Origin of the sequence: Clostridium sp. BL-8 (assembly GCF_002006495.1) — a bacterium.
GTDB lineage: Bacteria > Bacillota > Clostridia > Clostridiales > Clostridiaceae > Clostridium.
In genome coordinates this window covers 17,264-32,920 of the sequence record NZ_LZZL01000015.1, presented here as the reverse complement: position 1 = coordinate 32,920, position 15,657 = coordinate 17,264, and the positions used below count along the sequence as shown (strand labels likewise).

Sequence of the window (15,657 nt, the reverse complement as noted above, 5' to 3'; positions counted from 1 at the left end):
TTGTTTTTTAAGTTGTAATAAATTTACATTAATATTGTATATAAAATGTAAAAATAGGAATAATTTTAATAAAAAATATTATAGGAGGGTATATGAGAAATAAAAAAAATTTAAGTATCAGAGAGAGAAAGGACAGAAAAAAGATTAAGAAGAAAGAAGGATTTACTTTAATTGAATTAATAGCAGTAATAGCTATTATTGGTATTCTAGCAGCTGCATTATTACCTAAAGTAAATGGATATATAAAAGAGGCCAAAAAGGTAAAAGTTGTTGATCAATGCAGGAAGGCTGTAATGGCGGTTGAATCTTATAATTTAACTAGTAGTACACCTATAGCTGACAGTTCAAGTGTTAGTAGCATACAGGTATCAACATCAGGGGCATATAAGTACTTAAGTGGTGGTAAGCTAGATAAACTTCCTGGAACAACTACAATTACACAATGTTATGAGATAGTGAATGGGGCAGAATTTGATTTATCAGATAATACAGATGATTTAGATACATCATCTATTGTTATTCAAAATACTAATACAAATACATAGTAACTAATAATTTTAAAAATGTAGATAGTATAAAGATAGAAAAGTAAAACGAGATAAATATATAAAACAACAAATTTTAACTTGATAATTATTTCTAATTTTAATTTTGCAATTTTAATTTCAAATTTGTTGACTTTGACTTATACATACATTATAATAGTTTTAATTCAAAAACATAAAACATTTAAAAACTTATATATACCTTGAATATGGCAAGGAGTATCTACCGGAAGCCGTAAATTTCCGACTATAAGTGATATTGGTATAGGCTAAGTATAGACTTTTATTAGCATATTAACGTCACTTCTGAGGTTAATATGCTTTTTTTTATACCATAAAATATGCAAGAAACAATTCAAGATGAACTTAAAATGAAATAAAAATTGCAAAAATCAAGGGGGATTTAAAATGGCTAAAATTATTAAGACTGCATATACTTTTGACGATGTATTACTAGTACCAAACAAATCAGAAATATTACCAAGAGAGGTAAGTACTAAGACAAGATTAACGAAGACAATTCAGTTGAATATACCTTTAATGAGTGCTGGAATGGATACGGTAACTGAATCAAAGATGGCAATTGCTATGGCAAGAGAAGGCGGAATCGGAATTATACATAAAAACATGACTATTGAAGAACAGGCAAAAGAAGTTGACAGAGTTAAGAGACAAGAAAATGGAGTTATTACAGATCCTATATTTTTATCACAAGATCATTTAATTCAAGATGCGGAGAATTTAATGTCTCAATATAGAATATCAGGAGTACCAATCACCACTAAAGAAGGAAAGCTAATAGGAATAATTACTAATAGAGATATAATCTTTGAGACAGACTATCAAAGAAAGATATCGGAGGTAATGACTAAAGAAAACTTAATAACTGCATCGGAGGATACAACAGTAGAGGAAGCTAAAGAGATATTGAAGAAACATAAAGTTGAAAAGCTGCCTTTAGTAGATAAAGACGGATATTTAAAGGGATTAATAACTATGAAGGATATTGAAAAAGTTAGAAAGTTCCCAAATGCAGCAAAGGATAGTAAAGGAAGACTATTGTGTGGAGCAGCAGTTGGAATTACTGGGAATATGATGCAAAGAGTTGAGGCATTAGTTAAAGCTCAAGTTGATGTTGTTACTCTTGATACAGCTCACGGACATTCAAAAGGTGTTTTAGATGCAGTAGTAGAAATTAAGAAAGCATATCCAGAACTTCAGGTTATTGTAGGAAATATTGCTACAGCAGCAGCTACAGAGGATCTAATAAAAGCTGGAGCAGATTGCATCAAGGTTGGTATTGGACCAGGATCAATTTGTACAACTAGAATAGTTGCTGGAGTTGGAGTGCCTCAATTAACAGCAGTTATGGATTGTGCAGAAATAGGTAGAAAATATGGAATCCCTGTAATTGCAGATGGTGGACTTAAATATTCTGGAGACATAGTTAAAGCGCTAGCAGCAGGAGCTTCAGTTGCAATGCTTGGATCATTATTTGCTGGATGTGAGGAAGCTCCAGGAGAAATGGAAATATATCAAGGAAGAAGCTACAAGGTTTATAGAGGAATGGGATCTTTAGCAGCAATGGAGAGTGGCTCTAAGGATAGATATTTCCAAGAGGGTAACAAAAAGTTAGTTCCAGAAGGAGTTGAAGGAAGAGTAGCTTATAAGGGATCAGTCTCAGATACTATATTCCAATTAATAGGCGGAATTAGATCTGGACTTGGATATTTAGGATCAAAAGATTTTGACACTTTATATGAAACAGCTAATTTTGTAGTTCAAACAGCATCAGGACAAAGAGAAAGCCATCCTCATGATATTAATATCACTAAAGAAGCACCAAATTATAGTGTAGGACAATAATAATTAAGGCACATGAAAATAAATAACACGTCCAAAGTTGCCATGGGATATTTTTCATCAGGCAAGGAGATAAAGTGGACTAATAGCAGGGTTATTAGGTCACTTTGTCGACGTAGCATTATGGAAAATAGACTGGCAAATGGACTTGCTATTTATTCGATTGTGCCCAAATGCACAGTTTACAGCGAACGGCAAAATAAGCATGTGAACTGTGCATTACTTAATTTAGTTAAGTAAATCTATGAAATATTTTTCTTAAAGTTAAGATAATAATTTTTTATGTTGAAAATTGTTTTAATTTATTGATAAAAACTCATATTTAGTTAATAATAGAGATTATAAGAATAGTTTAGGAGGAAAACATGAAAAGAGATTTAGTTTTAGTTGTTGATTTTGGTGGACAATATAATCAATTAATAGCAAGAAGAGTAAGAGAATGCGGTGTATATTGCGAAATTATCCCATATGATTATACTATAGAGAAAATAAAAGCTAAGAATCCTAAAGGTATAATATTTACAGGAGGACCTAATAGTGTTTATGGAGAAGATACTCCAACTGTAGAAAAAGAAGTTTTTGAATTAGGTGTACCGGTACTTGGAATATGTTATGGAGACCAATTAATGGCACATCTACTAGGTGGAAAAGTTGCTACAGCTCCAGTAAGAGAATATGGTAAAACAAATGTGGTTTTAGACAATTCTTCTAAGTTATTTGATGGAATTGAAAAAGAAGGAATTGCTTGGATGAGTCATACTGATTACATATCAGAAGCACCTGAAGGGTTTAAAATAGTTGCACATACAGATGTTTGCCCAGTTGCAGCTATGGAAAATGAAGAAAAGAAACTTTATGGAGTTCAATTCCATGCAGAAGTAGAACATACTCAATTTGGTCAAAAAATGTTAGAAAACTTTATACACAATATTTGTGGTTTAGAAAATAGTTGGACTATGGGATCTTTTGCGGAAGAAAAAATAAAAGAAATAAAGGAATTGGTAGGAGATAGAAAAGTGCTATGTGCTCTATCAGGTGGAGTTGATTCATCAGTTGCAGCTATGTTAGTACATAAAGCTATTGGACATAATTTAACTTGTATTTTCGTTGATCATGGTTTACTTAGAAAAGATGAAGGAGATACTGTTGAAAGAGTATTTAAGAAGGAATTTGATATGAACATTAAGAGGGTTAATGTTGCAGATAGATTTCTTGGAAAACTTGCAGGAGTATCAGATCCAGAAAGAAAGAGAAAAATTATTGGTGAAGAATTTATAAGAGTTTTTGAAGAAGAAGCTAAAAAGGTTGGTCAAATAGATTACCTTGTTCAAGGAACAATTTATCCAGACATAGTTGAAAGCGGAACTAAAACTTCAGCAACAATAAAATCTCATCACAATGTTGGTGGTCTTCCAGAAGATATGGACTTTGAACTTATAGAACCATTAAGAGAACTTTTTAAAGATGAAGTTAGAGCTGTGGGAGAAGAACTAGGAATTCCTCATAAATTAGTATGGAGACAACCATTCCCCGGTCCAGGACTTGCTATAAGAGTGTTAGGTGAAATAACAGAGGAAAAGCTTGAAATAGTGAGAGAGGCGGATGCTATTTTCAGAGAAGAAATTGCAAATGCAAATCTTGATGAAAGCATATGGCAATATTTTGCATGCTTACCTAACATTAGATCAGTTGGAGTTATGGGAGATGAAAGAACATATTCTCATACAGTGGCATTAAGAGCGGTTACTTCTAGTGATGCAATGACTTCAGAATGGGCAAGAATCCCATATGAAATCTTAGATTTAGTAAGCAGAAGAATTGTAAATGAAGTTAAGGGAGTAAACAGAATTGTTTATGATATAACATCAAAACCACCAGCTACTATAGAGTGGGAATAAGATTGAAAAGTTTCGAATAAAATATATTATAATTTAGAAAAAATTCAACAAAAAAATTATCAGCTTAGATATTATATGAAAAAGTAATATCTAAGCTGTTTTTTTAGCTATTTTTAATTTGTAGCACTGATGTATAGGAGTATTTTTCTAATAAAAAATAAGGATTTTAGAGGCGTTACTATTATTTTTGTCTAATTGATAGCAAATATAGCAAATCGGCATAATATATTATTAGGTAATTATTAAGATCTCTAAAATAACTTTAGAAAATATTTTTATCATTACGAAATTAGGTTGATTATATCGTATATGCTATCACCAATAAAAGTAAGTATGTTGGTGATGAATGCTGAATAAGTAGACTTAAGGATCAATTACAAAGGAGAGAAAAGAATGGAAAACAGAGCTGATTGTAATAGAGAATGTATAAATCATGATGAAGACGAATCTGTATGTAGAAAGAAAAGGGGATGCGAACCTCCTCGTAATAAATGTCAGCGTAAACCTGATAACAGAGGAGACCGTTTTGGTGAAGCATTAGAAGAAGCCTATAATGAAGGTTATAGAGACGGCTATTGTGATGGAGTTGAAGATGGTCGTGAAAAAGGACAAGAAGAAGCCTATGACGAAGGATATAAAGATGGATATGAAAAGGCAAAACAAGAAGTTATAGATTATATAAAGAAAAATAAATCTTGTGGCCATAAATGTTGCTGTTGTAAGTGCTGCTAATTAAAAACTATATATATAATAATATTATAAAAAAGAGGAGTATATTATGTATTCCTCTTTTTTGATGGCTTATCTGAAAGATTGGAATTGATAAATAATAATAAGAAAATATGAAATTAAGTTATTTAGAAAAGTTTAATTAAATAAGTTTAAGTAATATAGAATGTACTTAGACAAGTTATTTCTTGTCAATGGAAAAATACAGTATTAATTATTAAAACTATGCGCGATATAATTACATTACAGAAAGGAGGCAGATATAAATAGTAAAAGAATTAGGAGTTATGGATAAGACATAAGGATTACATTGAAGAAATGTAAACGATAAGAAAGATTTTAAAAAAGAAGGTAAATCAATTCGGGTAGGGATAAATTAATGAGTAATATTTTAATTTTAATGAGTATAATTGGGGATTGATTGTTTTCAAGGAGGCAACAATGAGGCATTTTTATACTGAAAATCGTTCTACAAGAATTTTAAAATTAATTGAACAAAGAAATTCAGTTTCAATTGACATTATTGCAGAAAAATTTGATGTAAGTTCTAAAACAGTTAAAAATGATGTGAAAGACTTAAATAATTTACTAAGAGGATCAGCAGTCATTGATAACAAGCAAGGTTTTTGCAAAATTTATATCGTTGATGGTATTAAGTTCAATAAAGTAAAGGAGAGCATATATAATCAGAAGGAATTTTTTAATTCACCTCAGAGAAGAATGGCATTTATTTTGCATAAACTCATGAATAGTGAAAAACCATATTTAACTGAGGAATTGGCAGATGAAATGAATGTAGGAAGAACTACTGTTATAGGTGATATAAAAAAAATTAGAGATATACTCGAGCATTATAACTTAAATATCGTAGGAAAAACAAATACTGGACTCTCTTTAGAAGGCTCAGAATTGGAAATAAGATTCTTTATCCTTGAAAATCTCTATGAAATGATTTATGAAGATCATGATCTAGATGTGGATATCATTGAGTTAGTTAAAAATATAATTGGTGAATATCATTTTGATACAACAACTCTCCATTCGTTTATACATTCTTTAACTGTGACTTTAGAAAGATTCTTAAATGGACATGTTATTACGGATATATGTGATAACTATATAGAACTTTTAAAAAGTTGGGAGTTCAACTTAGTGAATACAATATCAGATAAAATTGAGGAAAGGTTGCATATTACAATTCCAATTAATGAGAGACTTTTTCTGGTGTTACCCATTATAGGAATGAATACTCCAACTAATACGGAAGGAATTTCACAGCATATTCAGATCACAGAAGAGGTAATAAGCCTAGTAACTGAAATACTAGAATGTATTAAAGAACAAATGGGATTAAATGTAGCATTGGTAGATGATATACGTAAGGATTTTATATATCATATAGCTTTTTTAATTAATCGTTTGAAGTACAGTGTTAATATTCACAATCCAATAGTTGATGAAATTAAGGAGAAGTATAGACTGGCTTATAAAATGGCAGAGTTAGCGGGAGAGGTAATTCGTAAGCACTTTAACGTAGAAGTTACACAGGATGAAATAGGATTTATAGCAGCATACTTTGGAGTTTTCATTTCAGAACAGCAAAGAGAAAAGAGCAAAATATATAAAGTTGCAGTTATATGTGGGACTGGCAGGGTTACTGCAAGGTTAGTTGCTAGTCAGCTAAGAAGCATTTTTGATGCAAATACTGTAATAGATGTGTATTCAGATAGTGCAATTGCTGATGAGGTACTAGATAATTATAATTTAGTCTTATCCACTGTACAGATAAATTTTAATACTAATACTCCAGTAATACACCTAGGAAAAATATTTGATGAAGAGGTGTTAAAAAAAAGAATACAAAGTATTAAATATATAGATAAATTAGACATGCCGTCAATGCAGGGAAGGGATTCTATATTACTGAGCATTCTAGATGAAGATACTTTCTTTATTCTTAATAGTAAATTAAGCTACAAAGAAAATATAGATTATATGGTTGATAATTTATATTTAAAGGGCTATGTGGATTATGATTTTAAAGAAAGGATAAGAAAAAGGGAAGAAAAATCTACAATGAAGTTTAATGACTCTATAGCTTTTCCTCATACAATTAATTACCAAGCTGATCAGCTTGTGATTAGTTTAGGTATATTCCCAGAGGAAATGATGGAGAATAATCAAACAAAATTGGTATTTTTATTAGGACTTCCAGAGGAAACAAATGATGATACAATATTGGTTAAAATTTATGACGAAATTATAGCTATTGCAAATAATAAAAATACTATTGAGACTATTTCTAAGGTGAAAAATTATAAAGAATTAATTCTATATTTAACAAAAGAAAATGATATATTCAATTTGTGAATAGGAGGGGCATAATGAATTTTTGGTTTTTGATTATATGTTTTGGAATTGCATTTATATTTCAATATATACTTACCTTTATTCAAATGAAGAGTTTTACAGTTCATTATAGTAAACTGCGAAGAAAAGGTAGAGTTGCTATTGGTAAGGTAAAAGGTGGATTTAATGCCGGATGTATTGCTATGTTTGCAATTAATAAAGATGGAATAATACTTGAAGGAAGTTATATGCAAGGGGTAACAGTATTTGCAAGAGTAAAGAAATTAACAGGATTTGAAGGAAAAGACGTTGGAGTATTAACCAAAACAGATTGTGAAAATTTATCAAGGCCATTAGTTAAAGCAGTGTTAGAAGCTTCTTCAAATTATAACGTCATTATGGGCGGTGGCGAAGTTATAGAACCTCCTAGTCCTTTACAAAGATTAGGTAAATTTTTTACAGTTAAAAAATTAAGAGCCCACAATTAGAAAGGAGAAATGTATATGGACGCAATTGTTTATTTTGCAAAAGGATTTTCGTATTTATTTGAGGTTGGTGGAAATATATTTGTTGGCTGGGTAACTGGTATTATTCCAAGGGTATTATTACTTTTAGTATGTATGAATTCAATAATTGCTTTTATTGGACAAGACAAAGTTGATAGGTTTGCAAAATTTGCTTCAAAAAATGTTATATTGGCTTATGGAGTTTTACCATTTTTATCAGCGTTTATGTTAGGAAATCCAATGGCATTATCAATGGGAAAATTCCTTCCTGAAAGAATGAAACCAAGTTACTATGCATCAGCGTCTTATCATTGCCATACAAACAGTGGTATTTTTCCTCATATTAATGTAGGTGAAATATTTATTTATCTAGGTATTGCAAGTGGTATCACAACACTTGGACTTGATCCAACGGCTTTAGCAGTTCGTTATTTATTAGTAGGTTTAGTAATGAATTTCTTTGCGGGCTGGGTAACTGATTTTACTACAAAGATGGTTATGAAACAACAAGGTATCGAATTAAGTAATCAGCTTAAAATAAACTAGTTTAGGAGGGGATTTATATGGAGAAATATAATGCAATTAAAATTGTAAAAGGTAGTGGAGGTTTTGGAGGTCCACTTATAGTAAAGCCTGAAGAAGGAAAAGATACGTTATTATACATTACAGGTGGTGGAGCTGAACCTGAAATTGTAGAAAAAATTGTTAATTTAACAGGATGTAAAGCAGTAAATGGATTTAAAACAGCTGTACCGGAAGAACAAATTTTCTTAGTTATTATTGACTGTGGCGGAACACTTCGCTGCGGAATATATCCACAAAAGAAAATCCCTACAATTAATGTAATGCCAGTAGGTAAGAGTGGCCCTTTAGCAAAATTCATTACTGAGGATATTTATGTATCTGCAGTTGGTCTAGATCAAATTTCTTTAGCTGATTCAAATGCAGAGCCTATAACGGCTGCAGCAGCACCTGAAGCGGAGAAAAGAGAATTTAAATATAGTGCAGATAAAAAGGTATCACAAACATTGGCAGAACATAGTAAATCTAGTATTATTCAAAAAATTGGTATGGGGGCAGGTAAGGTTGTAAATACATTTTACCAAGCAGGACGTGATGCAGTTCAGTCGATGATTACAACAATATTACCATTCATGGCGTTTGTTGCAATGCTAAGTGGAATTATACAAGGTTCTGGATTTGGTAATTATTTTGCTAAGATATTAATTCCACTAGCAGGAAATGGAATTGGACTTATGATACTTGGATTTATATGCTCTATCCCATTATTATCAGCATTGTTAGGACCAGGTGCTGTTATTGCACAAATTATAGGTACTTTAATTGGAGTTGAAATAGGTAAAGGAACTATTCCTCCAAGTTTAGCACTGCCTGCATTATTCGCTATTAATACACAATGTGCGTGTGACTTTATACCAGTAGGTTTAGGTTTAGCAGAGGCAGAGCCTGAAACTGTAGAGGTTGGTGTTCCATCTGTATTATACTCACGTTTTATGATTGGTGTGCCTAGAGTAGTTGTTGCATGGATTGCAAGCATAGGCTTATATCAATAAATTACAAATTAAATTAATTGTGATTGATAGCTTTTTATAAGCAGCTCAATCACAATTAGTTTTCAATAAAAGAAATAATTATATTTTGAAGGAGCGAAAACATTTATGAGTAGTAAGATAATCTATAAAAACAAAGTAAAAGCGCTAGGAGATTTAGCAGAAACATTCTTAGATGAAGGAATGATTATATTTTTTGGAGACAATGCACCAGATACACTAGCAGATTATTGTTACTCTATTGATATAAATAAGGTTGAAGAGACAATAAAATCAGGACAAACTTTAATGCTTGATGGTATAGCTTTTAAAATTACAGCTGTTGGTGATGTAGCAGAAAAAAATTTGGTGAATTTAGGGCATATTACGGTTGCATTCAATGGATCAACAGAACCTACATTATCGGGAACAATATGTGTCGAAAAGAAGAAAATACCGAGCGTGAAAATTGGAAGTGAGATTAGTATAGTAGTATAATTAGTAGTTTTTTAATTTTATGAGATGTTAAATAAGTTAATAATAATTTTAAAATTATAGTTTAATGTTTTGTAAATGTATTTAGGAGGAATTTTTTATGGAAAGTACATGGCTTAATTTAGATGGAAAAACAGCAATAATAACAGGAGGGGCATCTGGTATTGGAAAGGCAGTAGCGCAGGAATTTTTAAACAATGGTGCAAATGTAGTAGTTTGTGATATGAATCCAGATAGACCAGAATTTGATGAAGAAAATGGAAATGTAGAATATATAGTTACTAATGTTGCAAGTAAACAAAGTGTGGAAGAAATGATTGAAAAAACTAAGGCAAGGTTTGGAAGAATTGATATAATTGTAAATAATGCAGGTATTAATGTTCCGAGATTATTAGTGGATTCTAAAGAGGCAAATGGAAAGTTTGAATTAGATGAAGGCGTTTGGGATAAAGTTATGAATGTAAATTTAAAAGGCGTATTTTTCTGTTCACAAGTAGTAGCCAGGGAAATGGTGAAACAAGGAGGAGGAGTTATTATAAATATGTCTTCTGAAAGTGGATTAGAGGGTTCAGAAGGGCAGAGTGTTTATGCAGCAAGTAAAAATGCAGTAAATTCTTTAACTCGTTCTTGGGCAAAAGAGTTGGGAAAATTAGGAATAAGGGTTGTTGGAGTTGCACCTGGTATTTTAGAAGCTACAGGACTTAGAACGTTGGAATATGAAACCGCATTAGCTTATACAAGAGGGATTACTATAGAGGATCTAAGAGCAGGGTATAGTAAGACATCCACAACTCCATTAGGCAGGTCAGGAAAGCTTTCAGAAGTTGCAGACTTAGTATGTTATTTGGCTAGTGATAGAGCAAGCTATATTCATGGAGTGACTTATAATATTGCCGGTGGAAAAACAAGAGGCTAAAGTTATCTTATATAGGTAATTTATATATATTATAAGTACAAAAAGTAATTTAAATAGACAGTATTTTTAAGTAAGACTTAGTTAAAATTTCAACTAGGTCTTGCCTAAATATATGGATAAAAGTAGTGATAATAGATTGGAATAAGTGCAGTAAGGCAAATGTATATTAATTATTATTAGAGTAAAAATAAAATAGAGAAAGTTAAAAGGATTTAAACAATATTAATTATTTGATGCATTGTTTTTGTTTGTTAAAATGACTAAAAGTATCCGTTAAAAAGCTAAAATTAACGATTGATTTAAATTTTTTGTGATATAATAAGAGTGATATTTTATTAGTATGGAGGTAGGATGAAGAAATGAATAAAGGTATATCATTGGATTTATCAAAATTAGCACCTTATTTAGACATGACTGAAGTTGACTATATGGAGGAAATGGTTAAAAGTGCCCATGAAAAGTTACATAATAAGACAGGAGCAGGAAACGATTTTTTAGGTTGGGTCGATCTTCCTGTAGATTATGATAAAGATGAGTTTGCAAAAATTAAAAAAGCAGCAGAAAAAATCAAATCTGATTCAGATGTATTAATCGTTATTGGAATAGGAGGATCATATCTTGGTGCGAGAGCAGCAATTGAAATGTTAACACATAATTTCCATAACGTATTAGGTAAGGATAAGAGAAAAGCCCCTAAGGTTTTCTATGTTGGAAATAATATTAGTTCAACATACATGGCTGAACTTTTACAAGCAATCGAAGGTCAAGATGTAAGTGTAAATGTAATTTCAAAATCAGGTACTACTACAGAGCCAGCAATTGCATTTAGAATTTTTAGAGATTATTTAGAAAAGAAATATGGAGTTGACGAAGCTAGAAAGAGAATATATGCTACAACAGACAAAGCTAAAGGAGCACTAAAAACATTAGCTGATGCTGAAGGATATGAAACATTTGTAGTTCCAGATGATGTTGGAGGCAGATTCTCAGTACTAACAGCAGTTGGATTATTACCAATAGCTGCAGCTGGAATTGATATAGATGAAATGATGAAAGGTGCTGCTGATGCAAGAGAAGCTTATTCTGATCCATCTATTAAGAATAATGATGCTTATAAATATGCAGCAGTTAGAAATGCTTTATACAACAAAGGTAAGGCAATTGAAGTATTAGTAAATTATGAACCATCACTTCACTATTTTAATGAATGGTGGAAGCAATTATATGGAGAATCAGAAGGAAAAGATAATAAAGGATTATTCCCAGCAGCTGTAGATTTTTCAACTGATCTTCATTCAATGGGACAATTTATCCAAGATGGAAAAAGAATAATGTTTGAAACAGTTATAAACATTGAAAAGGCTAAATATGAAATTAACATAGAAAAAGCTGATAGTGATTTAGATGGTTTAAATTTCTTAGCTGGAAAAACTATGGATTTTGTTAATAAGAAAGCATTCCAAGGAACTTTATTAGCTCATAATGATGGAGGAGTTCCTAATATGGTATTAAATGTACCAGAGTTTTCAGCATATTACTTTGGATATATGGTTTATTTCTTCGAAAAAGCTTGTGGAATCAGTGGACATTTATTAGGTATAAATCCATTTAATCAACCAGGAGTTGAGGCATATAAGAAGAACATGTTTGCTTTACTAGGAAAGCCAGGATATGAAGATATGAAGGCAGAACTAGAAAAGAGACTTTAATTAAATATATGAAGATTATAATTGATGGAGATGCCTGTGCAGGCATCTCCATCATTGAAAAAATAGCAAAAAAGTATGAAATTCCAATTATAATTTATTGTGATATTCATCATTTCATTCAAAGTGATTATTCAGAGGTTAAGGTTGTGGATAGTGGATTTCAAAGTGTGGATATGTATGTGGCAAATGAAACTAAACAAGGAGATATAGTTGTATCTCAAGATTATGGTGTGGCTGCCATGTGTTTATCTAAGAAAGCTAAAGTAATAAATCCAAAAGGCTTCATATATGATGAAAAAAATATCGATAGATTATTAGAGGAAAGACATATTTCGCAAAAAATAAGAAGAGGTGGAGGAAAAACCTCGAATCCTAAAAAGAGAACAGAAGAAGATGATTCAAAATTGGAAAGAAATTTAGTAAAACTAATAGAAAATTGATATGTTTTAGAAGCTTAAAAATATAGGCTTCTTTTTTGTATTTATGTTTAAATTAAACCTTAATACATGAAAACACAAGATTTATGTGGTAAGGAGAATGGTGTAGTACATATATTAAGATCTCGTTTTATATGTATATGATTTCTTCTAATGAAATATGTTATAATCAAAATAAAAATTAACTGGAGTTATTTACAAATAATGGTATAATTGTATATTATAATAATAGGGAATATTGAGAAGCATTTGTGAAAGGGGTATAGATTCATGGAAGAACTTCAGTTGAAATATGTTGAGATAATTTTTGATAAACAAACACCACAGAATATTGGAACGGAAATAAATATATCTAGTAGAATAGATGATTGTGATGGTAAATTAGAATACAAGTTTATAGTTGGTAAAGGCGGAATTTGGAATACAATACAGGAGTTTTCTGAGAATAGTAAATGTGTATGGAAACCTAGAACAGAAGGGGAGTATATGGTTATGGTACAAGCAAGGGATAAAGATGGGAAAAAGCCGTTAGATTATTTGGCAAGAGAAGAATTTTCTATAACAAATGATGAAGCAACAGATGCTATGTTAAATGAAGAAATCTTATCTAAGGTTGCAAACGATGAAGAAGGTGACATAAGCTTTAGAGGGATAGTAGAAGATGAAATTTCTTCTGATAACTTGGAGTTTAAAGAAGCTGTAAATAATGACCAAGAGAGTAATGTAGTATTTCTTGAAGTAAAAGAACTTTCGAAAGAAGAAAAAGAAACGTTGATAGGTGAAAAGAGTATTAATGAAGAATTACTTTTTTCAGAAGGAACTGAAAGAAGAGAGTGTAAAAAAATAGATTTTGAAGGAAATGAAGAAAAAGAAGTAGAGCTTATAAATACTATTATTACTGATAAAGAAGAATACATGGTTGGTGAAAAGTGTTCAATAGAAGTGAAAATGAATAATGAAGGTGCGTATTTATATAGATTTTATATTAAGAATAATGATGAATGGGATATAATAAGAGATTATGATACAAGTAATTTGTTAAAATATACAGTTAATGAAGAAGGAGAAAAAAAATTCTTGGTACAATGCAAGATGATGCAATCAACTGAGGCCTTTGAAGACTATAAAATTGTAAGAATAAATGTTAAAAGCATTAGAAAAATAGAAATAACAGATTTTAAATGCTTGAATAAAGCTCTAATATCTGGTGAAAAACTTGGATTTGTTGTAGAAACTAATGTTTATAAAAATGAAGCTGAAAAAGATAAAGTTGTATTGCTATATAAGTTTTATAAATTATATAAAGATGGAAAGTCTGTATGTATACAAGATTATTCTACAAGAAATGATGTATATTACAAGGAATTAGAAGCGGGAAGTTATAGGATTTTATGCCTTGTGAAGAGTATATTTTCTAATAGAGAATATGACGATAGAGCTATTTTAGTATATGACGTTAAACCATATGAAGATATAAAAATTAATAGTTTTGTAGCTAGTTTAAATTCTCCTCAAACAACTGAAACAGATATACGATTTACATCAGAAATACAAGGCGGAAAAAATTTATTATATAAATATAAGGTTAAGGGACCAATTGAGGAAGATACAGGATTTACTGCAGAAAAGGAATTTTCATGGAAGCCTATAGAAGCCGGAGAATATGAAATAATATTATATGTTAAGGATTCAGAGTATAAAGGCGAATATGAAGCTACTAAAAAAATAGCATTTACAATTGAAGAAAAAGGGAAAAAACCAGTAAAAATTTTAGATGTAATAGTTGACAGGGAAAAGAAAGTCATAGCAGGAGAGTCAGTTAACATAATGGTTAATGGGGAAGGTGGAACTAGACTTCAATATGCATTTACAATAAGAGAAAATAAAAAGAAACTAGAAGGGGTAAGCTATAATAAATCAAATTGGATTAATTTCATTCCAGAACATGCCGGAGAATATGAAGTGGAGATAATGGTTAAAGATCAATATTCTGATAAGCCATATGATGCGAATACATTTGTTCATTTAAAGGCTATGGAATACTTACCAGGAGAGATTGATTATATAATTTTACCATACAAAGAAACTCATCTGATTGGAGAAGCTATAGAATTTGAATGCATTATTCAAAATACACAAGATGTCTTAGTTAAATATGAAACAAAAATTAATGGACATTCGGTTGAGGAGACAGAGTTCTCAAAAAATAAGAAACTAAGATTCGTTCCTAAAATTGCAGGAAAATATACAATAGAAGTTTATGCTAAAAATATAAAGTGCAAAGACGAATACGATTCAAAGAAACAAATAAACTTATATGTAAGTGAGGCACCACCAGTAATAGAAACAAAAATAATAACCAATAAATTAGAGTTTAACATAAATGAAGAAGTAACTTTCGAAGCTATAAGCAGAGGAGGAAAAGATGTATGTTATGAATTTTATTTAATGGTAAATAATGAATGGAAAAAAGTACAGCCTTATAGTAAGAAGCATTATTATAGCTTTATACCATTTGCTGAAGGAAAATATAAGATTTTAGCATTGGCAAAGAGTTATTATAAAAAAGTTAGTTATGAAGATTATGATCAAATAACATTTTTTGTTAAGGCGCAATAAGCAAAATAGTTAATGTTAATGTAGCTAAAGGTTTAAGAAAA

At 30.6% G+C, this 15,657-nt stretch carries 13 protein-coding genes and 1 riboswitch; all 13 genes read left to right on the top strand.

Features of this window, described 5'->3' with window-relative positions; genetic code table 11:
- The first annotated feature begins 92 nt into the window (after nucleotides 1-92).
- The 13 genes from CLOBL_RS07215 (at nucleotide 93) to CLOBL_RS07155 (ending at nucleotide 15,616) form a co-directional block, all read left to right on the top strand.
- Nucleotides 93-545, top strand: coding sequence for a prepilin-type N-terminal cleavage/methylation domain-containing protein (locus CLOBL_RS07215; RefSeq protein WP_077858407.1), 453 nt, complete (start codon nucleotides 93-95; stop codon nucleotides 543-545).
- 172 nt (nucleotides 546-717) lie between these two features.
- Nucleotides 718-815: riboswitch (purine riboswitch) on the top strand.
- 138 nt (nucleotides 816-953) lie between these two features.
- Nucleotides 954-2,411: an IMP dehydrogenase gene (gene guaB / locus CLOBL_RS07210; protein WP_077858406.1), complete on the top strand. Its 1,458-nt coding sequence runs from the start codon at nucleotides 954-956 to the stop codon at nucleotides 2,409-2,411.
- Nucleotides 2,412-2,773: 362 nt separating this feature from the next.
- On the top strand, nucleotides 2,774-4,306 hold the full coding sequence (gene guaA / locus CLOBL_RS07205; RefSeq protein WP_009168033.1) for a glutamine-hydrolyzing GMP synthase: 1,533 nt from the start codon (nucleotides 2,774-2,776) through the stop codon (nucleotides 4,304-4,306).
- 393 nt (nucleotides 4,307-4,699) lie between these two features.
- On the top strand, nucleotides 4,700-5,038 hold the full coding sequence (locus CLOBL_RS07200; protein WP_077858405.1) for a hypothetical protein: 339 nt from the start codon (nucleotides 4,700-4,702) through the stop codon (nucleotides 5,036-5,038).
- 438 nt (nucleotides 5,039-5,476) lie between these two features.
- Nucleotides 5,477-7,405 (top strand): PRD domain-containing protein, encoded by a 1,929-nt coding sequence (locus tag CLOBL_RS07195; protein ID WP_077858404.1) that lies wholly within the window; start codon nucleotides 5,477-5,479, stop codon nucleotides 7,403-7,405.
- A gap of 14 nt (nucleotides 7,406-7,419) precedes the next feature.
- Nucleotides 7,420-7,872: a transcriptional regulator GutM gene (locus CLOBL_RS07190; protein WP_077858403.1), complete on the top strand. Its 453-nt coding sequence runs from the start codon at nucleotides 7,420-7,422 to the stop codon at nucleotides 7,870-7,872.
- Nucleotides 7,873-7,887: 15 nt separating this feature from the next.
- Nucleotides 7,888-8,436 carry a glucitol/sorbitol-specific PTS transporter subunit IIC gene (gene srlA, locus CLOBL_RS07185; RefSeq protein ID WP_077858402.1) on the top strand — a complete coding sequence of 183 codons (549 nt, stop codon included), beginning with the start codon at nucleotides 7,888-7,890 and terminating at the stop codon, nucleotides 8,434-8,436.
- A gap of 17 nt (nucleotides 8,437-8,453) precedes the next feature.
- Nucleotides 8,454-9,464, top strand: coding sequence for a glucitol/sorbitol-specific PTS transporter subunit IIBC (locus CLOBL_RS07180; protein ID WP_077858401.1), 1,011 nt, complete (start codon nucleotides 8,454-8,456; stop codon nucleotides 9,462-9,464).
- 105 nt (nucleotides 9,465-9,569) lie between these two features.
- A complete protein-coding gene (locus tag CLOBL_RS07175) occupies nucleotides 9,570-9,938 on the top strand; it encodes a PTS glucitol/sorbitol transporter subunit IIA (protein ID WP_077858400.1) in 369 nt (122 codons plus the stop codon).
- A gap of 97 nt (nucleotides 9,939-10,035) precedes the next feature.
- A complete protein-coding gene (locus CLOBL_RS07170) occupies nucleotides 10,036-10,851 on the top strand; it encodes an SDR family oxidoreductase (RefSeq protein WP_077858399.1) in 816 nt (271 codons plus the stop codon).
- A 359-nt stretch (nucleotides 10,852-11,210) separates the two neighbouring features.
- The gene (locus tag CLOBL_RS07165) at nucleotides 11,211-12,560 is read left to right on the top strand and encodes a glucose-6-phosphate isomerase (protein WP_009168036.1); all 1,350 of its coding nucleotides are present in this window, start codon (nucleotides 11,211-11,213) and stop codon (nucleotides 12,558-12,560) included.
- Nucleotides 12,561-12,568: 8 nt separating this feature from the next.
- The gene (locus CLOBL_RS07160) at nucleotides 12,569-13,000 is read left to right on the top strand and encodes a YaiI/YqxD family protein (protein ID WP_077858398.1); all 432 of its coding nucleotides are present in this window, start codon (nucleotides 12,569-12,571) and stop codon (nucleotides 12,998-13,000) included.
- 267 nt (nucleotides 13,001-13,267) lie between these two features.
- On the top strand, nucleotides 13,268-15,616 hold the full coding sequence (locus tag CLOBL_RS07155) for a triple tyrosine motif-containing protein (RefSeq protein WP_077858397.1): 2,349 nt from the start codon (nucleotides 13,268-13,270) through the stop codon (nucleotides 15,614-15,616).
- Nucleotides 15,617-15,657: the final 41 nt, after the last annotated feature.

Coding starts and splice junctions, on each gene's coding strand:
- CLOBL_RS07215 (WP_077858407.1), top strand. CDS start 93: ATGAGAAATAAAAAAAATTTAAGTATCAGAGAGAGAAAGGACAGAAAA.
- guaB (WP_077858406.1), top strand. CDS start 954: ATGGCTAAAATTATTAAGACTGCATATACTTTTGACGATGTATTACTA.
- guaA (WP_009168033.1), top strand. CDS start 2,774: ATGAAAAGAGATTTAGTTTTAGTTGTTGATTTTGGTGGACAATATAAT.
- CLOBL_RS07200 (WP_077858405.1), top strand. CDS start 4,700: ATGGAAAACAGAGCTGATTGTAATAGAGAATGTATAAATCATGATGAA.
- CLOBL_RS07195 (WP_077858404.1), top strand. CDS start 5,477: ATGAGGCATTTTTATACTGAAAATCGTTCTACAAGAATTTTAAAATTA.
- CLOBL_RS07190 (WP_077858403.1), top strand. CDS start 7,420: ATGAATTTTTGGTTTTTGATTATATGTTTTGGAATTGCATTTATATTT.
- srlA (WP_077858402.1), top strand. CDS start 7,888: ATGGACGCAATTGTTTATTTTGCAAAAGGATTTTCGTATTTATTTGAG.
- CLOBL_RS07180 (WP_077858401.1), top strand. CDS start 8,454: ATGGAGAAATATAATGCAATTAAAATTGTAAAAGGTAGTGGAGGTTTT.
- CLOBL_RS07175 (WP_077858400.1), top strand. CDS start 9,570: ATGAGTAGTAAGATAATCTATAAAAACAAAGTAAAAGCGCTAGGAGAT.
- CLOBL_RS07170 (WP_077858399.1), top strand. CDS start 10,036: ATGGAAAGTACATGGCTTAATTTAGATGGAAAAACAGCAATAATAACA.
- CLOBL_RS07165 (WP_009168036.1), top strand. CDS start 11,211: ATGAATAAAGGTATATCATTGGATTTATCAAAATTAGCACCTTATTTA.
- CLOBL_RS07160 (WP_077858398.1), top strand. CDS start 12,569: ATGAAGATTATAATTGATGGAGATGCCTGTGCAGGCATCTCCATCATT.
- CLOBL_RS07155 (WP_077858397.1), top strand. CDS start 13,268: ATGGAAGAACTTCAGTTGAAATATGTTGAGATAATTTTTGATAAACAA.